This window comes from Dyella sedimenti, assembly GCF_022760995.1.
In the GTDB taxonomy this organism is placed as follows: Bacteria; Pseudomonadota; Gammaproteobacteria; order Xanthomonadales; family Rhodanobacteraceae; genus Dyella; species Dyella sedimenti.
Genome location: NZ_JAKWJO010000003.1, coordinates 439,063 through 459,726 on the forward strand (window position 1 = coordinate 439,063; position 20,664 = coordinate 459,726).

At 65.4% G+C, this 20,664-nt stretch carries 18 protein-coding genes; 9 read left to right on the forward strand and 9 right to left on the reverse strand.

Annotated elements, in window-relative coordinates; genetic code table 11:
- Positions 1 to 9: 9 nt before the first annotated feature.
- Positions 10 to 1,260, reverse strand: coding sequence for an MFS transporter (locus MJ605_RS09665; RefSeq protein WP_243041243.1), 1,251 nt, complete (start codon positions 1,258 to 1,260; stop codon positions 10 to 12).
- A 263-nt stretch (positions 1,261 to 1,523) separates the two neighbouring features.
- On the opposite strand from MJ605_RS09665, the gene MJ605_RS09670 reads away from it, so the two are divergent.
- On the forward strand, positions 1,524 to 2,441 hold the full coding sequence (locus MJ605_RS09670; protein WP_243041245.1) for a LysR family transcriptional regulator: 918 nt from the start codon (positions 1,524 to 1,526) through the stop codon (positions 2,439 to 2,441).
- A gap of 37 nt (positions 2,442 to 2,478) precedes the next feature.
- Here MJ605_RS09670 and MJ605_RS09675 read toward each other — a convergent pair whose 3' ends face one another.
- Complete coding sequence (locus MJ605_RS09675; RefSeq protein WP_243041246.1) at positions 2,479 to 3,327, reverse strand: Gfo/Idh/MocA family protein; 849 nt, start codon at positions 3,325 to 3,327, stop codon at positions 2,479 to 2,481.
- 173 nt (positions 3,328 to 3,500) lie between these two features.
- Here MJ605_RS09675 and MJ605_RS19435 point away from each other — a divergent pair, with 173 nt between their 5' ends.
- Positions 3,501 to 3,902: a DNA cytosine methyltransferase gene (locus MJ605_RS19435; protein WP_425600996.1), complete on the forward strand. Its 402-nt coding sequence runs from the start codon at positions 3,501 to 3,503 to the stop codon at positions 3,900 to 3,902.
- 2 nt (positions 3,903 to 3,904) lie between these two features.
- Here MJ605_RS19435 and MJ605_RS09685 read toward each other — a convergent pair whose 3' ends face one another.
- The 4 genes from MJ605_RS09685 to MJ605_RS09700 all read right to left on the reverse strand — a co-directional run bounded on the left by MJ605_RS09685 (position 3,905) and on the right by MJ605_RS09700 (position 10,241).
- Positions 3,905 to 4,462 carry a hypothetical protein gene (locus MJ605_RS09685; RefSeq protein ID WP_243041248.1) on the reverse strand — a complete coding sequence of 186 codons (558 nt, stop codon included), beginning with the start codon at positions 4,460 to 4,462 and terminating at the stop codon, positions 3,905 to 3,907.
- Between the two features lie 39 nt (positions 4,463 to 4,501).
- On the reverse strand, positions 4,502 to 5,515 hold the full coding sequence (locus tag MJ605_RS09690) for a tyrosine-type recombinase/integrase (protein ID WP_243041249.1): 1,014 nt from the start codon (positions 5,513 to 5,515) through the stop codon (positions 4,502 to 4,504).
- Positions 5,516 to 5,899: 384 nt separating this feature from the next.
- Positions 5,900 to 7,750, reverse strand: coding sequence for a hypothetical protein (locus MJ605_RS09695; RefSeq protein ID WP_243041251.1), 1,851 nt, complete (start codon positions 7,748 to 7,750; stop codon positions 5,900 to 5,902).
- Positions 7,751 to 7,862: 112 nt separating this feature from the next.
- Complete coding sequence (locus tag MJ605_RS09700) at positions 7,863 to 10,241, reverse strand: phosphoketolase family protein (RefSeq protein ID WP_243041252.1); 2,379 nt, start codon at positions 10,239 to 10,241, stop codon at positions 7,863 to 7,865.
- A gap of 238 nt (positions 10,242 to 10,479) precedes the next feature.
- On the opposite strand from MJ605_RS09700, the gene MJ605_RS09705 reads away from it, so the two are divergent.
- From MJ605_RS09705 to MJ605_RS09715, 3 genes are all read left to right on the forward strand, one after another.
- Positions 10,480 to 11,664 carry an acetate/propionate family kinase gene (locus tag MJ605_RS09705; RefSeq protein ID WP_243041254.1) on the forward strand — a complete coding sequence of 395 codons (1,185 nt, stop codon included), beginning with the start codon at positions 10,480 to 10,482 and terminating at the stop codon, positions 11,662 to 11,664.
- A gap of 146 nt (positions 11,665 to 11,810) precedes the next feature.
- Positions 11,811 to 12,041, forward strand: a complete 231-nt coding sequence (locus tag MJ605_RS09710) for a helix-turn-helix transcriptional regulator (RefSeq protein ID WP_243041256.1) — start codon at positions 11,811 to 11,813, stop codon at positions 12,039 to 12,041.
- Positions 12,042 to 12,098: 57 nt separating this feature from the next.
- Positions 12,099 to 13,616: a PAS domain-containing sensor histidine kinase gene (locus MJ605_RS09715; RefSeq protein WP_243041258.1), complete on the forward strand. Its 1,518-nt coding sequence runs from the start codon at positions 12,099 to 12,101 to the stop codon at positions 13,614 to 13,616.
- Here the strand turns inward: MJ605_RS09715 and MJ605_RS09720 are convergent.
- The 3 genes from MJ605_RS09720 to MJ605_RS09730 are packed head-to-tail and all read right to left on the reverse strand — an operon-like array spanning position 13,600 to position 15,861.
- Entirely contained in the window at positions 13,600 to 15,300 is a 1,701-nt protein-coding gene (locus MJ605_RS09720; protein ID WP_243041260.1) for a GspE/PulE family protein, read from the reverse strand. The genes MJ605_RS09715 and MJ605_RS09720 overlap by 17 nt on opposite strands.
- Complete coding sequence (locus MJ605_RS09725; RefSeq protein WP_243041261.1) at positions 15,293 to 15,466, reverse strand: hypothetical protein; 174 nt, start codon at positions 15,464 to 15,466, stop codon at positions 15,293 to 15,295. The genes MJ605_RS09720 and MJ605_RS09725 overlap by 8 nt, the downstream gene beginning before the upstream one ends.
- Positions 15,463 to 15,861 carry a response regulator transcription factor gene (locus MJ605_RS09730; RefSeq protein WP_279237492.1) on the reverse strand — a complete coding sequence of 133 codons (399 nt, stop codon included), beginning with the start codon at positions 15,859 to 15,861 and terminating at the stop codon, positions 15,463 to 15,465. The genes MJ605_RS09725 and MJ605_RS09730 overlap by 4 nt, the downstream gene beginning before the upstream one ends.
- A 311-nt stretch (positions 15,862 to 16,172) precedes the next feature.
- Here MJ605_RS09730 and MJ605_RS19310 point away from each other — a divergent pair, with 311 nt between their 5' ends.
- From MJ605_RS19310 to MJ605_RS09750, 4 genes are all read left to right on the forward strand, one after another.
- Positions 16,173 to 17,291 (forward strand): prepilin-type N-terminal cleavage/methylation domain-containing protein, encoded by a 1,119-nt coding sequence (locus MJ605_RS19310; protein ID WP_279237517.1) that lies wholly within the window; start codon positions 16,173 to 16,175, stop codon positions 17,289 to 17,291.
- Positions 17,288 to 17,707, forward strand: coding sequence for a hypothetical protein (locus tag MJ605_RS09740; RefSeq protein ID WP_243041265.1), 420 nt, complete (start codon positions 17,288 to 17,290; stop codon positions 17,705 to 17,707). The genes MJ605_RS19310 and MJ605_RS09740 overlap by 4 nt, the downstream gene beginning before the upstream one ends.
- 62 nt (positions 17,708 to 17,769) lie before the next feature.
- Entirely contained in the window at positions 17,770 to 18,945 is a 1,176-nt protein-coding gene (locus MJ605_RS09745) for a helix-turn-helix domain-containing protein (RefSeq protein WP_243041266.1), read from the forward strand.
- A gap of 189 nt (positions 18,946 to 19,134) precedes the next feature.
- A complete protein-coding gene (locus MJ605_RS09750) occupies positions 19,135 to 20,604 on the forward strand; it encodes a benzaldehyde dehydrogenase (protein ID WP_243041268.1) in 1,470 nt (489 codons plus the stop codon).
- Positions 20,605 to 20,664: the final 60 nt, after the last annotated feature.

Here is a 20,664-nt window from a genome sequence, read left to right on the forward strand (position 1 = left end):
CGGAGCGGCTCAGTCTAGGCCGATCGCCTCGAGCGGGGGATGCGGCTGTGTCGCCTGGGCGGCGACATGTGCTTGCGGGCGGGTGATGGCGAGCATCAGCGCCAGCGCCGCCAGCTCGAACAGCGCGGCGACCCATCCGAGATGGCCCACCACGCCGTGGCCGAGCGTCAAGGTGAGCGAACCGGCGGCCGCGCCCAGCGAAAAGCCGAGGTACATGAAGGAAGCGTTGAGCGCCGTGGCGATCGGTGCGGCGCGCGTGCCAGCCAGGCCGATCAGCCGGACCTGCTGGGCAGGGTAGAACGACCAGTGCGCCACGCCCCAGACCACCACGGCGACGACGACGGGCAGGATGGCCCAGGCCAGGGGAACGAGATACGCGGTCAGCGACAGCGCGAGAAAGGCGAGCGCGCCCAGCGACAAGGTCGGGATGATGACACGGCGTGGTCCCACCCGGTCGATGGTCGGGCCACCCAGCGCGACGCCGATGCCGGCGGCAACGCCCCAGGTGAAGAGCACCCAGCCCACCTGCGCGCCATGCAGTGGCGTCACGGTACCGACGAACAGGGCCAGGTAGGTGTAGACGGTATAGGCGCCCGTGGCCCAGAGCGTGGTGACGAGCAGCGACAGCAGGATGGCCGGTTGCCGCGCCACGGCAAGGCGTTCGCCCAGCGTGGCGACGGGGAGATGGGCGCCGATGCGCTTGTCGAGGCCGAATACGAGACCCGTGGTGGCGATGACGGACAGGCCGGCGACGCCCACGAAGGTGGTACGCCAGCCGAAATGCGTGGCGACGAGTGTACCCAGGGGAACGCCCAGCGCGATGGCGACCGTCAGGCCGCCATTGATGATGGCGATCGCCTTGCCGCGCCGCTCGGGGGCGACGATCACGCCGGCCAATGCGTTGGCGCCCGGTACATAGATGCCCGCCGCGAAGGCGAGCAGCACGCGCGCGGCCATCAGGCCCGCATAGCCGGTGGCGCTGGCCGCCACCAGGTTGGCCAGGGTGAATACCGACATGGCGAGGATGAGCAGGGTCCGCCGGTGAATACCGCCAGTAAGGGCCGTCAATACCGGTGAACTGACCGCATAGGCGAAGGCGAACACCGTCACCAGTTGGCCGGCCGCGGCGATGGTCGTACCGAGGTCCGAGGCGATGCCCGGCAGCATGCCGGCGATCATGAAGCCTTCGGTGCCGACGGCGAATGCGCCGGCGGCGAGCCAGTACAGCGCAGTGCGCGGAAAAGCGGTGGGGGCTGACATACGAATCACGTCCTGAGAAAAGTGAGGGGGACCTGCGCCTGGGCTCGAACGAAGTCGCCGTCCGGTACGCGCGCAAACTGGGGCGGCATGGATGGCCGATAAAGTGGGCCGGGGATCGCAACACTCCGGATCGGGATGTCCGCTATCCGGCCATGGCGCCTTCGTGCCGCCTTTCCCGTTGCGCGCGCGGTGCGCAGGCCGCACCATGCCTGCCGTGGCGAATGTCGCGCCGCGCCCTCGGGCACCTTTGCCGGAATCCCGCCATGAGCAACCACGACCCCATCCTGGACAGCCTTGGCGCGTTGACGATCTTCGTCCGCGCGGCCGAAGCACTGAGCTTCAAGGAGGCCGGTCGCCAGCTGGGCATTTCCTCGTCGGCCATCGGCAAGGCCATCGCGCGCCTGGAGGAACGGCTCGGCGTGCGGCTTTTCCATCGCAGCACCCGCAGCATGACGCTGACCCAGGAAGGCCAGCTGTTCCTGGAAAGCTGCCGGCGCATCATCGGGGAGATCGAGGCGGTCGGCATGGAGTTTGCCCAGAACAAGGGAGCGCCCCGGGGAAAGCTGCGGGTGAGCCTGCCGCTGGTGGCGATGCTGCTGATTCCCACCCTGAGCAGGTTCATGGCGGCCTACCCGGACATCGAGTTGGACATGGATTTCTCCGATCACATGGTCGATGTGATCGCCGATGGCTACGACGTGGTCGTGCGTACGGGCGAGGTATCCGACTCGCGCCTGATGGCGCGGACGCTGGGCAACTTTAAGTTCCAGATCGTGGGTTCGCCGGCGTATTTCGCCAGGCGGGGGCGTCCGCGCGTACCGGTGGACCTGGCCGGCCACGCCTGTCTGTATCACCGGTTCCCGACCACGGGCAAACTGGAGCGGTGGCCTCTGCGCAAGGGCGAGGACGGTACGGAGTGGTCGCCCCCGGTGGCGGCCGCGGCGAGCACCCTGGAACCCTTGATCGCCCTGGCGGAACTGGGACACGGCCTGGCCTGCGTGCCGGATTTCGCCATACGCCGGCAAGTGGACGAGGGCGCCCTGGAACGCGTCCTGGACGAGTATGTGGAATACCAGGGCGTGTTCCGGGCGGTATGGCCTTCCAGCCGCTATCTTTCGCCCAAGCGGCGGGCGTTCGTGGACTTCCTCGCCGAGCACCTGTTTCCGAAGCAACCCGCCTAGGCGGCCAGCGCGGCATGGCGCCGGCCGCGCGGTGCGATCAGGCCAGGGCGATGCGTTGCCCGCTTCGCGTGGATTCAGCCGCCGCATCCAGCAACTCGTGCATGCGTACCGCATCCTCGAACGTCGGAGCCGTATGCGTGCCGTGGGCGATGTCGTCTGCATGGGCGGCATACAGTTCGGCCAGTTCGAGCACGGCCGACGGCAGCTCCGACGCCGGCAGGCGCCGGTAGCTTGCCGGCACCGGCAATGCCTTCAACGGCAGCTTGTCGCCGTGGACGCCTTCCACGCGATAGTCGTCGCCCACGCCGCCGAAGGCGGAGGTGTTGGTGATGCGCAGGTCGCCCTGGTCGCCGGTGATGTCGATCTGGACGCCCGAGCCATTGCGCTTGCCGCCCTCGATGTGCACGGTGAGCACAGCGCCATCGGCCAGTGTGCCGATCAACACCAACTGGTCCGGGCTGCTGGTGTGGAAAACCTCGCCGGTCTCGGTGATGGTGACCTCGGGGAACTGGTTGACCGAGAGCGCCGAGAGGCTGCTGGGCCAGCCGGTGGCGGCGAACAGCATGTCGAGGAAGTGGCCGGCATAGATGGCCACCACGCTGGAGAAATTCTCCGGGGGAATCGTCCAGCGCAACGCATTCGGACGCAGCGCCTGGAAGTAATTCATGCTCACGTGGATGCGGACCGAACGCAGCTTGCCCACGTAACCCTGGGTCACCAGGTCGCGCAGGTAACGGTTGTGCGGCGCCAGGCGGCGTTGCAGGCCCACGATGTGCCGGACGCCGGCCTGGCCGGCCAGTTCGACCAGCGCCTTCGAAGTGGCGGTGAGCGTGGTCAGCGGCCACTCGCTATAGACGTCCTTGCCCGCGGCGATAGCTGCGCGCACGGCCTCCGCGCCGAGAAGCGGGGCAAGACATTGCCGCCAGCCTTACAGCAAGCGCTGGCCACCACGGCCATAGCAGCCCTAGGGGAGACGGAAGCGATACGCTGATTGCCGGCCCGCTCATGGCTTCTGGAAAAGCCGCAGGGAGCGCCACGCAGCAAGATGCGGAAAGGGGCATGCTCGTCCCTGTTGCCTTCGGCGGCAACAACACCAGCGGTTCAATCGAGGTCGCCACCGCGTGGAACGCTCATGGCGGCACCGGCCGACATGACTTCGAGAGCGAGACGCTCCTGTTGGTCGATATCCTGCGAGGGCATCCTCGTTCCGGTAGCAATTCTCTGGGTGCTATCGCCTTCGACTACAGCGGCGTGCGGCGCCTCACCCCCACCGAATGCGAGCGCCTGCAGGGCATCCCCGATGGTTACACGCTGATCGAATACCGAGGCAAGCCGGCGGCCGATGGCCCGCGCTACAAGGCGCTGGGCAACAGCATGGCCGTCCCATGCATGCGATGGATCGGACAGCGCATTGCTCTGGTCAATGCCCTAATCACGCACAGAGTCAGGGAGGTGGCGTGATGTCAATCGCCCTGCAGAAGTGCCTTCGCTCTTTCCACTCCAATCTTCAGCGCGTGAGCGGCTGCGGCGATTCCATCTGGAAATGGTTCTTGAAGGGTTTCGATTGCGATGTGCGATCCATCGCAGGTGATTCGGTATTTGCCGAACCAGATCTTGTGGTCCTGCGAGGAATACGAGCTGGTAATCGTGAACTTTCCAACGGTGGCGATGCCCATGCGTGAACCCCCATCCATTATGAATAGCGCCATCTTGGTGGCCAACTGTCCCGCAGACAATCGGCTGCTCGGGGTATGGCGCTCGGTGATGCGGCCGACCGGCGGCATAAGGAGGCGGCCGTGATAAAGCGAACTTGCCCGCGATGTCATGCCGCCACCAATGAACGCTGGTGCTGCGGGATCGATCTCACAGCCCGCAAGCGCTGGCGCATGACTAAAGATCATGTGCGCTTGATCCATGTGCTGGCCAGATCCCGGAAGGGTCTGACCGAAGAGGAATACCTCATGCGGCTTGGAGCGGTAGGCGCAAGCAGTTCCCTTGCGTTGAGCCATGAACAGTTTCACCAACTGCTCGCCGGTCTCAGTGCATTACCCGATTGCCCATCATTCCTTAGCCGAAGCGCCAAGCGAGCGGCCTGACGCATGGAAACGGGGATGCTTACGAATCTCGGCACGCAGGTGACTGATATCAGCACTAAGGTAGCGCGCCGTGCTGTCGAGACTGTCATGGCCAAGCATCTGCATGATGGCAGGCAACGGGCAACCGTGGCGGAGCAGGGTAGTGGCCATACTAGCCCGGAGCAGGTGAGGGTATTGACCGCTCCATGGGCGCTGTTGGGCTGCGCGGCGCACGCGATCGTATCCAACTGCACCGCCAAGGGTGGCTCGCGCCCAATGGCTGACGATGAACCATATGCTTCGACGGCTGTGAAGGGCCAGTCCGCCGTCTGTCACCCAAAGCGCGTTGCGCTTACCAGGCCGTGTGCCCGTGCGAAGCGCCAGATAACCCTGAAGCAATTGGTACAATTCCTCGCTGATCGGAACCCAGCGACTTCGACCACCTTTTCCGGACGCCACATAGATGGCATCCGGGCGCACGTCGCCAATGCCCAGGCTGACCAGTTCGGTGGCGCGCAAGCCTGTCTCCCACAAGGTGCGCATCAGCACGCTGTCACGGTAGCCGGTGAAGGTCGACACGTCCGGAGCGGCCAGCATGGCAAGCACCTGGTGATCGGAAAAGCATCGCACCACGCGCACCGGCACATGACGATTGGACGGAAGATTATTCGATTCTCCTTGCGGAGCGATGCCCAAAAGGATCATCGTTTCGTAGAAGGCGCGCAGCGCCTTCAAATCCACATTGATGGTAGCCGGCGCCGCCTTTTGGATTCGCCGGTCGGCCAACCAGCGATGCAGCAGATCGGCGTGCAGCCGGTCCGATGCGCCGCCGTAAGCGAGCCAGCGACGTACGACGCCGACGTACAGGCGCACTGTTGTGGGCGATCGATTGCCGGACAGGATGCGCTCAAATCGCGCCAGCGCATCCTGACGATCCACATGCAGCGCTTGGCCTTCTGGATTAGAGCGCTTGATTTGACTGTAACGGCGCGGTATCACACATCGGGTCCATTTATGGACCCATCACAGGCCGACAAAAAGCTGAAAATTCAAACTGTTATATGAGATATCTAAGGTAACTTCTCATATTTTACATAATATACATTATGCGAAGTCATGGATGGCCGCTGGCAAGGGCAAAAAACGCCGCGCCATGCGCCCCTGGTACGTCTCCCCCGAGGGTTTCCGGGCGCTTCGCCACAGCTTCGTCCATGACGCACGTTGGCGTTTCACCCGTCGAGTACCACAAGCGGCACGCACCTCTGGCACGGCTTGCCTTTCCCATTCCGCGGACCTCTTGCGGTTCTCCATGCGCCTTGAGCACGAATCCTTATTCGGCGGTCAGGTGCGCTCCCGCGCCGGAAGATTCATTGGTGCGTGGCGCTACTTCGTCAGTTTGTCGACCGCCATCCTGAGTGCTTGCACGATATTGTGCCCCCCGGGGTTGTCGGCACCTTCCTCGCTGAGCCAACTGAGACCTTCGCGCAGGTGGATGACCTGTGCCTCCAAATAGTGGGCGCGCAGCACCTGCAAGACCAGGCCGACCTGATGCGTGGCCCATCCCAGGATATCCAGTTCGTCAGGGCGGTAATCGATACCGTCAGGCTTGCGATCCAGCAGGATGAAGCCCACGAGAAGCCCCTGGTCGAGCATCGGCAGGGCAAGCGCACCGGGCAAGGCGCTGGCCTCTTCGGTCAAGTCGATGGGATGGCGCTCCGCCTTCATCAGCGCGAGAGCCCGGTCATCGGTGGCCAGCTGGGGGAGCGCTCTGTCCAGCGTGCCCGCCTCCAGGCGGTAGGAACCGTCAAGACGGCGCAGGTAGAGCGCCGTGGCCGCTCCTTGTGAGAAACGGGTCATCTCTTGAGCGAAGGCATCGCATAGCGCCTCGGTCTGCTCGAAATGGCTTGCCGCCGCCACGAAGCGTCGCAGCTCCGCTTCATTCTGCTGCCAGCGATGAAAGAACAACCGTTCGACACGATGCTCGACCCAGTCCCGCAACCGGTGGAAGGACAGGAACAGGGCCACCGCGATCGCGGCACTGTAGACCTCGCTCGCGCCGTGCCACGTCTGCGGCATGAAATGGTCGACCGCCCACTCACCCAGGCCGAAGCTTGCGAGCAGCGTAAAACTCACGGCGCCATAGACCAGGGTGCGATTGATCACGAAGCCGACGTCGAAGTGCCGGCGGTGCAGCACCGAGTAGGACAGAAGAGCGATCGCGAATATCTGCAGGCTGCCCGCGACGATCAGCGACCAGGGCATCGAAACCCAGGGAATCCGGTTGGCAAAGAGCTGAAACAGGGCCGAGAACAGATAGCAGGCGAAGGCCAGGATGACGATCTTGATCCGGTTGCGCGCTGGTGCGCTGCTTCTGCGGTAGTTGGCGCCAAGGATCGCGTAGCCGAACAACTGGTTGAGCGAAATGATCAGCGCGTAGAGCGCCGGCCCTGTCCCGGGGAGATTGGCGGGCAGGAAATCCCCGAGGCGGTTATAGAAATGGACGACGACGAAGGCGATTGCCACACCCCGTATCCATCTGGTTTGCGAACGGCTGGATGCTCCGCCGGAGATCTGCAGGCAGAAGACCGGCCAGAGATAGACGATCGCCACGTTCAGCGACAAGTCCAGCATCAGGGCGGGCGCCGCGAGGCTCTTCGGCAGCCATGCGGTTGGCGCCTGTCCATTGGCTGCGATCAATAGCGCAGCCAACAACACCGCCACCGGGATATATCGGCCCCGGATCAGCAGCAGGACGGCAAGTCCGACCGTGATGAGGCCTTGTATGCCGAACAGAAGGGGCACCATGCGTTCGGTATCGTCACGCTCCGGCGGCGAGGCGGCGACGATCGTCGTCCGGAAGCGCGTATCGCCCCGGGCAACGGTGACTTCTACATGATCGCCAGGTTGCCAGATGATGGATTGCCCGGGGAAAGCATCGAAGTGCAACGAGTCCCCCGGCCGGATTCCGGCGGCCGCAGCCGGGCCGTCGGGTGTCACCCGCGCGACGCCGATCCAGAAGGGTGCCGGAATCGACACGCTATAGACCACGCCCAGGGATTCGCGTGGGCGGTAGGCCGTATTCGTTATACCGGCGAACAGGCTTTGCAATTGCCCGGCGGCGCAGAGGCACAGGGCCAGCGCGATGAGGTCGCGCCATAGCCATGTTGGCCAGCCGATCGATCCGCTCGCAACCTGCGTCGCTGCTTTGCTCACCTGATGCGCGCCATGCCCCATCCCTGGCAATATCCTAGCTGCAAATGCCTCGCAAGATCGACCGGGCGCGCCGGTTTGGACATCCGTCTGGCAGAAGCAACACGCATCGCCTCGATAGACAAGGCATCACCACTCATGCCTGCGGTGAATGCCATTGCCACTCGCGGATCTCCGGCATGTCCTTGCCGTTGGCGTTGATGTACTGGCGGTGCTCCACCAGCTTGTCGGCCAGGTGTTCCCGCAGGTAGGCGCCACGGGAGCCCAGGTGCGGCAGGCGGGCGATGGCGCTCATGGCGAGATGGAAGCGATCCAGCTCGTTGAGCACGGTCATGTCGAAGGGCGTGGTGATGGTGCCCTCTTCCTTGTAGCCGTGCACGTGGAAGCTGTCGTGGTTGACGCGGCGGTAGGTGAGCTTGTGGATGAGCGTGGGGTAACCGTGGAAGGCGAAGATCACCGGTTTGCCCCGGGTGAACAAGGCATCGAACTCCTCGTCCGGCAGGCCGTGGGCATGCTCGCTGGGTGGCTGCAGGCGCGCCAGGTCCACCACGTTGACCACGCGAACCTTCAGGTCCGGCAGGTGCTGGCGCAGCAGCTTGGTCGCCGCGAGGGTTTCCAGCGTGGGCACGTCGCCCGCGCAGGCCATGATGACGTCGGGCTCTTCGGCGTCCTCGTCGTTGCTGGCCCAAGGCCAGATGCCGATGCCCTTGGTGCAATGCTTGATCGCCGCGTCCATGTCCAGCCATTGCGGTGCGGGATGCTTGCCCGCGACCACCACGTTGACGTAGTGCCGGCTGCGCAGGCAATGGTCCATCACCGACAGCAGGCAATTGGCGTCGGGTGGCAGGTAGACCCGCACCACCTCGGCCTTCTTGTTCATCACGTGGTCGATGAAACCGGGGTCCTGGTGCGAGAAGCCGTTATGGTCCTGGCGCCATACGTGCGAGGACAGCAGGTAGTTGAGCGAGGCGATCCGCCGCCGCCACGGAAGATGGGCGGAGACCTTCAGCCATTTCGCATGCTGGTTGAACATCGAATCGACGATATGGATGAAGGCCTCGTAGCAGTTGAATACACCGTGCCGGCCGGTCAGCAGGTAACCCTCCAGCCAACCCTGGCACTGGTGCTCGCTGAGCATCTCCAGCACGCCGCCCTGGGGCGCCAGTGCTTCGTCGGTAGGCAGCGTGGCGGCCTCCCATTGGCGCGCGGTGACGTCGAACACCGCTTCAAGGCCGTTGGAGATGGTCTCGTCCGGCCCGAACAGGCGGAAATGCCGTGGCGCATCGTTGAGCGCCAGGGCATCGCGCAGGAAGGGGCCGAGCACGCGCGTATCCCCGGTGCCTGGCGTCCCGGGTATCGGCACCTTGCAGGCGTAGGCCCGGAAATCGGGTAGCCGCAGGTCGCGCAGCAACAGGCCGCCGTTGGCATGCGGATTGGCGCTCATGCGCCGTTCGCCCCTGGGTGCCAGCTCGGCCAGTTCGGGATGCAGGCGACCCTGGGCATCGAACAGTTCCTCGGGCCGGTAGCCACGCAGCCATGCCTCCAACTGTCGCAGATGCTCGGGCGGTGCGTCGGCGGAGACGGCCATCGGCACCTGGTGCGAATGGAAGGTGCCCTCGTTCGGGATACCATCCACCGTCTTCGGCCCGGTCCAGCCCTTGGGACTGCGCAGCACGATCATCGGCCAGCGCGGCCGTGCCTGCTCGCCCTGCTCTCGCGCCCGCGCCTGGATGTCGAGAATCCGTTCGATCGCGTTGTCCAGCGCGGCGGCCATGGCCGCATGCATGGGCATGGGATCGTCACCTTCGACGAAGATGGGCGTCCATCCATAACCGCGCAGCAAGGATTCCAGTTCCTGCCTGTCGATGCGCGCCAGCACGGTCGGGTTGGCGATCTTGTAGCCGTTGAGGTGCAGGATCGGCAGCACGGCGCCGTCGCTGGCGGGATGGAGGAACTTGTTGGAATGCCATGCGGTGGCGAGCGGCCCGGTCTCCGCCTCGCCATCGCCGATCACGCAGGCGGCGATCAGCCCGGGATTGTCCAGCACCGCGCCGAAGGCATGGCTGAGCGAGTAGCCCAGCTCCCCGCCCTCATGGATGGAACCCGGGCACTCCGGCGAGGCATGGCTGGGGATGCCGCCGGGAAAGGAGAACTGCCGGAACAACCGGCGCAGGCCTTCCTCGTCCTGGCCCACCTCGGGATAGACCTCGCTATAGGTGCCCTCGAGATAGGCGTTGCCGACCACCGCCGGTCCGCCATGGCCGGGACCGGACAGGTAGATCATGTCCAGGTCGTACTGCCGGATGACGCGGTTGAGGTGCGTATAGATGAAGTTCTGGCCCGGCGTGGTGCCCCAGTGTCCCAACAGCATGGGCTTGATGTCCGCCAGGCTCAGCGGCCGCCGCAGCAAGGGGTTGTCGAACAGGTAGATCTGCCCGACCGAGAGGTAGTTGGCGGCACGCCAATAGGCGTCCATCCTGCGCAGAAGTTCCGCATCGAGTGCATGCGTGGTCATTGCAAGGACTTCCCTTATGGAGGATCGAGGCGCCCATGCTGGGCTATCGCGTGCCACCGCGTAGGCCATGGCCGGTGACGGTGCCGTGAAGCAAGCCGTCATCCTGGCGCCGCCCAGGCGGCGTGCCGTTGACGGATATCAATGGACCACGCGCGCGCCACGCTGCGGGTACGGCCCGGCAAAGGCCGCGCATCGATCCTGCTACGCTCGGCCCTACCCCGCCGATGGACGATGCGACATGCGCGTTCTCACCTTCAATATCGGTTCCTCCTCGCTCAAGTTCGGCATATTCGAGGTGGCGCCCTCGGGCGCCACGACCGGGCTGGCTTCCGGCATGGCGGAGGCGCTGGGCACGGGCAAGAGCCGCCTCGTCGTGCAACCGGCGCCACAGGGCAAGCCCGTCGAGGAGTCCCTGCCCCTGCCGGACCATCGCGCGGCATTCCTGCAGTTGGGGTGCTGGTTCGACGGCAAGCGGCTGCCGCCGCCGGAAGCGGTGGGACACCGCATCGTCCACGGTGGCGAAAGCGTGCGCCACCACGTACTGATCGATGATGCGGTGCTGGCCCAACTCGAGGCGGCCACGCCGCTGGCGCCGCTGCACACACCGGCGGCCCTGGCGGGCGTACGCTTCGCCCGCGAGCACTTCGCCGGCCTGCCCCAGGTTGCCTGCCTGGATACCGCCTTCCACGCCACCATGCCGGATGTCGCGCAAACCCTGCCGATCGATCATTCATGGCGCGAGGCAGGCGTGAAGCGCTATGGCTTCCACGGCCTTTCCTGCGAGTCGATCCTGCACCAGCTCGGGGCCTCGTTGCCGCCGCGGCTGGTCATCGCCCACCTGGGCAACGGCGCGAGCGTGACGGCCGTGCTCGAAGGCCGCTCCATCGACAACAGCATGGGCTTCACCCCAAGCGGCGGCCTGATGATGGCGACGCGATGCGGCGACATCGATCCCGGCGTGCTGATCTACCTGCTGCGCGAACACGGCTTCGACGCCGCCCGCCTGGAACAGCTGACCGATCACCGGTCGGGGCTGCTCGGCGTCTCCGCGCTCAGCGGCGACATGCGCGTGCTGCGCGAGGCCATGGCAACGCATGCGCAGGCCAGCCTGGCCGTGCGCATGTTCGGGTATGCCGTGCGCCGCCAGGTCGCCGCGATGGCGGCGGCCCTGCAGGGCATCGACATGCTCGTCTTCACTGGCGGCATCGGCGAACACGATGCCGCCACCCGCGCGGATGTCTGCGCCGGACTGCGCTGGCTGGGCGTCGTACTCGACCCAGCACGCAACGCCGAAGGCGCCGGCGAACTGGAAACCGCCGAGTCGTCCTGCCGGGTGGCCGTGCTGCCGGCGCAGGAAGACGAACAGATCGCGCGGCACAGCTTCGACGTGATCCGCCGGGGAACCCGCCCAGTGGTGCATTGACTGCGCTGCTATCACGCCTCATTCACATCCCCGGCCCCCATGATTCGCGGCATATAGGGGTGGCCCGGGTCATGGGAAAGTGACGGCCGGGAACCGTCATGCCGCCGATAGCTTTCGCCGTGCCATTCGACCCAGGTGGATCATCCGTGCTGACACTCGAGGACGTTGCTCACCGATTGCGACAGTTGCGCAAGGCGGCCAGCCTTTCCCAGCAGCAGCTGGCCGAGCTGGCGGGCGTGACGCGCTCGACGGTCTCGCGCATGGAGACTGTCGCCAAGGACGACATGAGCCTGAAGGTCGTGCTGCGCCTGCTCGGCGCCGCCGGCTACGAGCTTCATGCTGTCAAGCGCGGGCATGACGGCACCGCCGATGGATGAGCACCCCCGCCTCGCGGCTCTCGGACATCACTTCTTCGAACCAATGCGGAATGGGTCATGGACACCAACCCGACCAAGCTGACCGATATTACTTTTCACCTGATCGTCGAATCGTCGCCCAGCGCCGTGCTCCTGGCCAACAATGACGGACGCATCGCCTACGTCAACCGGCAATGCGAGGTGCTCTTCGGCTACAACGCGGCGGAGCTGATCGGCCAGCAGGTGGAGACCCTGATTCCCGAGCGGTTCCGCGACAAGCATCCGTCGTTGCGCTCCGACTATTCCAAGGCGCCCACCTTGCGCTCCATGGGCGTGGGACGTGAACTCTATGGCCTGCGCAAGGACGGCACCGAATTCCCGGTCGAGATCGGCCTGAACCCGCTGGTGTTGGTCGACGGTATCTGGGTGCTGGCCACCGTGGTGGACATCACCGAGCGCAAGCGCAGCGAGGACCGGTTTCGCCAAGTGGTGCATTCGGCTCCCAATGCCATGCTGCTGGTCGATCGCAAGGGCCGCATCATGCTGGCGAACCAGCAGGCCGGCACCCTGTTCGGTTACAGCGAAAAGGAATTATGCGGCGCCCAGGTGGAAATCCTGATCCCCGAGCAGTTCCGCAAGCACCACGATTCTCTTCGCGATGGCTTCTTCGACCATCCGCAGACGCGCTACATGGGATCGGGACGCGACCTGATCGGCTTGCGCAAGGATGGGACCACGATGCCGATCGAGGTAGGCCTCAATCCCGTCCAGACCAACGACGATCTCATGGTTCTCGTTTCGGTCGTGGATATTTCCGAACGCAAGGCCCAGGAGGAACTCAGGGCCAAGAAGGAAGCGGCCGAGGCGGCCTACAAGGCCAAGGGCGAATTGCTGGCCATCGCCAGCCATGACCTGAAGAATCCGCTGTCTTCCATCGCGGGGCTCGCGCAGATCTTGCTCGACATGAAAACGGCCGAAGGGGGCGCCTCCCAGCAGGACATCGAGTTCCTCAAGAGCATCCACGAGGCTTCCAGCCACATGTTCGAGGTGGTCAAGGGCATCCTGGCCAACGAGGGGCTGGAACAGGAGGGCCTGTCGATCACCAAGGACGACGTGGACCTGAGCGCGTTGGCGACAGACCTGGTGCAATTCGCCACGCCATCCGCCGAACGCAAGGGCATCACCCTGAGCGCGGTCATCACGCCGGATATCCATTACCAGGGCGACAAGACCCGCCTGCGCGAAGCCCTCGACAACTACATCAGCAACGCCGTCAAGTATTCCCCGCAGGGAAAGACGGTAACGGTGTCGCTCACCTTGGCCGCCGACGGCAAGTGGATCGAGTTCGGCGTGCGCGACCAGGGACCAGGCATCACCGAAGAAGACAAACCGCAGCTGTTCGGCAAGTTCAAGAAGCTCAGCGCCCGGCCGACCGCCGGTGAATCCTCGACGGGCCTGGGCCTGTCGATCGTGAAAGCCATCGTCGAACTGCACGGCGGACAGGTCGGCTGCGACAGCACGCCCGGGCAAGGCGCCTACTTCTGGGCCCGGCTGCCCCTGGGAGCGACGAACGCCCCGCTTACCGCTGCTGCTTGACGGCGCCGGTCACGCGATCCACCTCCTCCAGCGTGGTCAGTCCCTTCAGGACCTTCATCACGCCGTCGTACCGCATCGTGGTGAATCCGTGACGCGTGGCTTCCCGCTCGATCTCGGTGACGGAGGCGTGCTTGGTGATCATGTCGCGGATGTCATCGGTCATCACGAATATCTCGTGGATGGCGATCCGGCCCGCGTACCCTGAATGGTGACACGCCTCGCATCCGCGCCCGCGGTAGAAGAACACCTCCTGGTCGGTCCAGTCCTTGAACAGGCGGTTGAGCACGTCCTGCGAGGGTGCGTACTTCTCCTGGCAGTGGATGCAGATCCTGCGCACCAGACGCTGTGCCACGATGCCGATGACGGATGGCGCCACTAGGTACGGGTCCAGTCCGATGTCGACCAGCCGCGTGATCGCCTGGAACGAATTGTTCGTGTGCAGCGTGGTCATCACCAGATGGCCCGTCAGGGCGGCCTGGGAGGCGATGCGGGCGGTTTCGAGGTCGCGGATCTCGCCCACCAGCACGACTTCCGGATCCTGGCGCAGGATGGCGCGCAACGCCTTGGCGAAATCCAGGCCGATCGTCGGGTTCACCTGGATCTGCGAAAGCCCGTCGATGCGCAGCTCGACCGGGTCCTCGACCGTGACGATATTGATATCGGGCGTGTTGAGGCTGGACAGGGCCGAGTACAGCGTCGTCGTCTTGCCCGATCCGGTGGGGCCGGTGACGTACAGCACGCCGTGGGCCACCTTGATCAGGTCGCCGAGCAACTGGCGGTTGCGCTGGGAAAGCCCCAGCTCGTCCAGCGACTTCACGACCTGGTCGGACGATCCGATGGCGCGCAACACGGCCTTTTCGCCGAACGCCGTCGGCGTGGTGGAAAGCCTGAAGTCGTAGCTCTTGTCCTTCAATTCCAGGCTGACGCGGCCATCCTGCGGCTCGCGCTTCTCCACGACGTTGAGGCCTGAAAGAACCTTCAGGCGGATCATCACGGGTTCTTTCAGGGCGTTGCTCAGCGTCAGCAGGGTCTGCAACTGGCCATCGACGCGAAACCGCACGGCCAGCGACTTGGCCGTGGGCTGGATGTGGATGTCACTGGCATTGTGCTTGATGCAGTAGAGCAGCAGGCCCCGCACCAGGTGGACCACGCCGGCGGAGGATGCGAACTGCTTCAGTTGCTCGGGCGTGATCTGGTCCGGCGTCCTGGCCTGGTCCGACAGTTCGTTGCCGATTTGCTGCAGGTCGCTCGCGCTGCCGTATTCGATCTCGATGTAGTTGGCGATTTCCTGGGGAAAGGCGAATACCGGGCTCACCGCGCAGCCGACCAGCCGGGAAAGCACCGCCTGCGCGGACTCGTCCTCGGGATGCGCGGTGGCATAGGTCAGCACGTTGCCGAGCAGGTAGATGGGGATGCACTGGAGCTTGACCGCCATGTCGCGAACGAGCTTTTCCAGCGCCTCGGACTGGAACAGGGTCTTCGACAGCGGCACATAGGCCTTGCCGATGCTGGTGCCGTACAGGTGCCCCAGCAGTTCCCGGTCCTCGGGCAGCGAAAGGTCGCTGTAGAGGCCAATGGCGATGTCGAAGTCCCTGGTGCCGTAGCGCTGCGGCAGTTCGTCGACCTCCGACTCGTGCACCACGCCCTGTTCGACGAGACTTTGGACGAACGCGGACCTAGCCATCGGCATGAGGACCACGCTTCTTGCGGTTCTTGATGAGTTCCAGGATATCGGACTGCTTGACGGTGCCCTGCGGCTTCTCCTTGGCTTCGGCCTCGATCTCGCGCAGCAGCCTGTTCAGCTCCAGCCGGTCGTCGTCCGCCTCGTTCCTTGCCGGCTGCCCGCTCATGGCGAGGCATCCTGGAAGTGCTCCTTCCACACGTCGGAAAGCAGCTCCCGCATCTGCGCGGGGGGCGTGTCTTTCCTGATGTAGTGGGTCGCCCCTTCGTCCAGGCTGCCCTCGATCGTGGCGATGTCCGACATCGAAGTCAGCATGACGACCACGGCGTTCGGATCGAACGCGATGATCTCGCGCAGGGCTGCCCTGCCGTCCTTGACCGGCATGTTGATGTCGAGCAGCACGGCGTCCGGGCGGAGTTCCTTGTACAGGGCGACCGCCTGCGCCCCGTTCTCCGCCTCGGCGACGACCTCGCAGTGGAAAGGCATGAGGACGGCCTTCAGAAGCTGGCGCACATGCTTCTCATCGTCCGCGAGAAGAATCCGTATTCCCCTTGAAGCGGTCATCGATGCTCCCAACGGATCGTTATGGGCAAGCCTTTCGGCAAATAGTGCGTCGCGGCGGCCGTTGCATCAAGTGAGCGACAAGGGAGATGAAGACTTTGTGTTCACGGCCGGCATGCAGGGCCCGTAGCATCCTCGGCGACACGCTTCGGCCGGGGGGCATGTGCGCTTCGGGGCACACGCGCCGTTGCGATTGCCGAGGCCAGACGGTTCACCCGAGGCGCCATCCTTGACGACGGCGCAAGGCGGCCTATAACGTCATTCCACATACAAAAGCAACGGATCTTCGCATGTTGCGTCCCTCCTTTTGGTCCATGCCATTCGCCCAGGGGCCGAGGCGCTCATGGGGATTCACGTTGCTCGAATTGATGATGGTGGTTTCCATCATCGCCATCCTCGCTTCGCTCGCCCTTCCCGTCTATCGGCTTTACGTGCTGAAGGCCGAGGAATCCCAGGCGCTGGTGAACTACGGCCACATCCGCACCGTGCTCGCCGTCAAGACCTATGCCGATGGCGAGGCGAACCTGGAGCACGACAGCGTGCCGGGCGCCGTGCCGCCGGCGCTGGCCGGTTCAATGGGCGCATCGGAATTCAACGGCAAGGACGGCATGACTTTCCAGCTGATACGTGCGCCGGCCGGCACGTTCGCTTCGTTTCCCAAGGACGATACCTACGCGCTCGTCGCCACGGTCAACAACCTTCCCGGCGTGGTCCGCCTGCGCGTGCTTCGTTCCATCCTGCCGCATGGGGACGGCGACAAGATATGGGTGCAGTCCAGCGCCGACGCATCCAGCGCGCAGCTGATCTATCCCATCAATATCGGTGGCGCGGGCGGCCAGGGCGGCACGGTGGCCGGCGGCGGTGGCGGTTCGTCCGGAAGCCAGCCGCCGGGCGGCGGCACGACCATTACCGAGCCGGGCAGTCCCGGCGGATCCAACGGCGGCACGTCCAACGGCTCGACCGACGAATCGACTGGGTCCGGCTCCAATCCTGGAGGATCGTCGAGCGCGGGCGGCGGGGCTTCCGGCGGCACATCGCCAGGCAACGGCGGGGAGTCGAATGCCGGCACCGGCACGGTGCCGCCAGCATCGGGAGGCGGCTCCATCATTACCGTCACCGGCACGAACAACGGCGGCAGTTGGACGGCCGACGTCCATATCTGCATCGGCGCGGCAAGCGGCGGCCCGCTGACCGGGCAGAACAACACATCGGTGATCTTCACCATCGTGACGCCCTACGCCAACTTCCAGGAAAACCTGAAGATCGACAGTGCGACCGGCTGCGTGGACCGCAGCTACGGCGGCCTGCCGCTGGGCGGGAATTTCCATGTCGAGGTGAACCAGGTGGTGGACTACAACCCGCCGACCAATGGTGCGACCTCGCCCTTGTGGGATGGCGTGAAACCCTCATTCAACCAGACCGTGAAACCATGACAGACCCTGTCCAGGACGAATGGAACCGCTTGGTGAAGCAGAGCCGCAAGAACCCAGGCCAGCCGCCGCCTTCCGGAAAGCCGGCATCGCGCCTGCCCGGCGGGCGTGCCCGCAAGTGGGGCTTGCCGATACTGCTGCTGCTCAGCGTGGGCGCCCTGGCGCTGTATTTCCAGGGAACGCTGGACCCGTATCCCGCCAAGCCGACACCGGAAGAACTGCGGGCCGGTCAGAAGGCATCGCTGCTGCTGGTATCCAAGGCCATCCATGACTACGGCATATTCCATGGCAAATATCCCCGCAGCGTCCAGGAAGTCATGCCGGTTCCCATCAACGTCGATTACCGGCAGACCGCGGACGGTTTCGAGTTGAAGATGATCGACAGCGATGGCACGCCGCTGGTGGTCCAGGGAAAATAGCGGCGGTAACCATCCCGCGTTTTCGACGTGGACGTGACCCTGGCGTAGCATGGCGGCCTGAAATGGCGAAGACTCGATCGACCATGCTGGCCCGCTCGCCCGATCAACAGCAGCTGCGCACGGCGCGCCTGCGCTTTCTGGAGGGCGAGCCCCTGCCGCCTGCCCTCGTCCCCGGGTTCGTGGCGCGTTCCTGGGAGCGTTCGCGCCAGGCGGGGCTGCTGCCCTGGCAACCGCCGCGCTACGAGGCCGGCCTGCCGGCCCGGAACGTCCGGCAATCCCCTGCGGACCGGCTTCTCTACCAGTGCGTGCATGAGGAAATGGAGCAGCTCTGGAGCGCCTTCGGCGGCCCCGACTGGGCCATCTTCTGCGCCAATCCCGAGGGCGTGGTGCTGCACGCGCGGCAAAGTCCCGGATGCCAGGATACCGTCCTGCGCCATATCACGCCGGGGCGTCGCCTGGCCGAGAGCGACATCGGCACCACCGCACCCGGTTGCGTGCTGAACGAAGGCGCCGAGGCCATCGTGCGCGGCAACCAGCATTACCTGGCCGAATTCGAGCACATCTTCTGCCTTTCGCTGCCCTTGATGGGCATCGAGGGTCAGGTAATCGGCGCCCTGGACATGACGGGACGCGGCCAACGCGATGCGAGCCTGCTCCTGGAGCAGGCCCGCATCGCCGCGCTTTCCGCCGAAACGCGGCTGCTCTCCACCTTGCGCCATTGCCATCTGCTGCGCGTGCATCACGATCCGCGCTGGCTTTCCAGCCCCTTGGCCGGCGTCCTCGCCTTCGAGGAGGACGGGCGGCTGCGCGCCGCCAGTTCGAGGGCCCGGCGGATGCTGGGCTTGCCCGACGCCGGACCGGTACGCTCGTGGCGCATCGAATCGCTGTTCGGTACCGCCCCATCGCGGCAGCGCCGCCAGTTGATGCATCCACGCCGCCCGGCGCAACGCATGGCGCTGGCCGACGGCAGCCATCTGTGGATACAGCATGCCCGCCCGCCGCAACGCGCCTCGTCCGTCGCGTCCGCCATGACGCAAATCACCGCCCTGGCGGCGGACGTTCCCGCGCAGACAGCGCCGGCACCGGCCGACACCTTGCGCCACCAGAGCCTGCTGGCCATTGCCCATGCCTTGCGGGCGCACGGCGGCAACATGGTGGCCACGGCGCGCCACCTGGGCATTTCCCGCACCACTCTCTATGCCAAGCTGGCCCAGCTTCGGCGCGCAGGCTTGCTCTGAAAATCCCCTGACGCGCACTCCGCCGGCGCCGCCATGCGAACAGGCCGCTGGGCGATGTGTCCGCTTACTGGACACTTTCCCGGCACAGGCCCAGGCAACACAGGCACTTGGCCCATGGGGCCAAAGGCGGATGGCCCCGGCGTCGCTCCCATTGGACATTGCCGTCATCCCCCCAATGGAGGCTGGACCATGACGACCACGACCCACGATTTCCTCCCCGCCGCCCTATGGAACGGTGCCTACTTCACCGGGCAATGGGAACCCAGCGATTTCTCCCAGGCGGTCATCGAGCCCGCGACCGGTGATGAGCTGGGCCGGATAGGCATGGCCGAACCCGCCGCCGTGGCCACTGCCGCCGCCACGGCGGCCCACGCGCAGAAGGCATGGGCCCGGCGCCCCTACGAGGAACGCGCGCAGGTGCTGCGCCAGGCGGCGGCGCTGGCCGAGCACCATGCGGCGGAGATCGTCGGTTGGCTGGTGCGCGAAAGCGGTTCGACCCAACCCAAGGCAACATTCGAGACGTCGGTCACCACCAAGTCGCTGCACGAAGCGGCCACCCTGCCCTCGCGCGCCGTGGGCGACGTGCTGCCCTCCGTGCCGGGCAGGCTCAGCCTGGCGCGCCGCCGCCCGCTGGGCGTGATCGGCGTGATTTCCCCCTTCAATTTCCCGCTGTACCTGGCCATGCGCGCCGTGGCGCCCGCCCTGGCGCTGGGCAATGCGGTCGTGCTGAAGCCCGACCCGCGTACCGCCGTGAGCGGCGGCTTCGTCATCGCCCGCCTGTTCGAACTGGCCGGCCTGCCCGCGGGGGTGCTGCAGGTGCTGCCGGGAGACGGCGCGGCCGGCGCGGCGCTGACCGCCGATCCGCATGTGGCCATGATCCAGTTCACCGGTTCCACCGCCGCCGGCCGCAAGGTGGGCGAAGCCGCCGGCCGGCAGCTGAAGAAGGTGTCGCTGGAGCTGGGCGGCAAGAATTCGCTCATCGTGCTGGACGACGCCGACCTGGACCTGGCGATCGCCAATACCGCCTGGGGCGTCTACCTGCACCAGGGACAGATCTGCATGTCATCCGGGCGGGTGCTCGTCCAGCGCGGCATCCACGACGCCTTCCTGGAGAAACTCGTGGCCCACGCCAGGGGCCTGGTCGTGGGCGATCCCGCCAAGGGACAAGTGCAACTGGGCCCCCTGATCAACGCGACCCAGCGCGACCATGTCGCCAAGGTGGTGGCCGAGGCCATCGACGCCGGCGCCCGGCTGGAAACGGGCGGCACGTACGAGGGGCTGTTCTTCCAGCCGACGGTACTGAGCGGCGTCATGCCCGACAACCCGGCCTTCCGCGAGGAGATCTTCGGGCCGGTGGCGGTCATCACGCCCTTCGATACCGATGCGCAAGCCATCGCGCTCGCCAACGATTCCGAATACGGCCTCTCCATGGCGGTGCTGTCGGGCAACGTCGGCCGTGCCCTCGCCCTGGGCGAGCAACTGCGCACCGGGCTGCTGCACATCAACGACCAGACAGTGAACGATGAGGTCATCAACCCGTTCGGCGGCGTGGGTGCGTCGGGCAACGGATCGAGCGTGGGCGGCGCCGCCAACCTGGAAGAGTTCACCCAGTGGCAATGGCTGACCGTCAAGGGCGAAGCGCCGGCCTATCCCCTTTGATTTCCCGAAGCCTGTAGCCATGAAGGCACCACCCCCTTCCCCGCTTGCGAGAGAGATGGA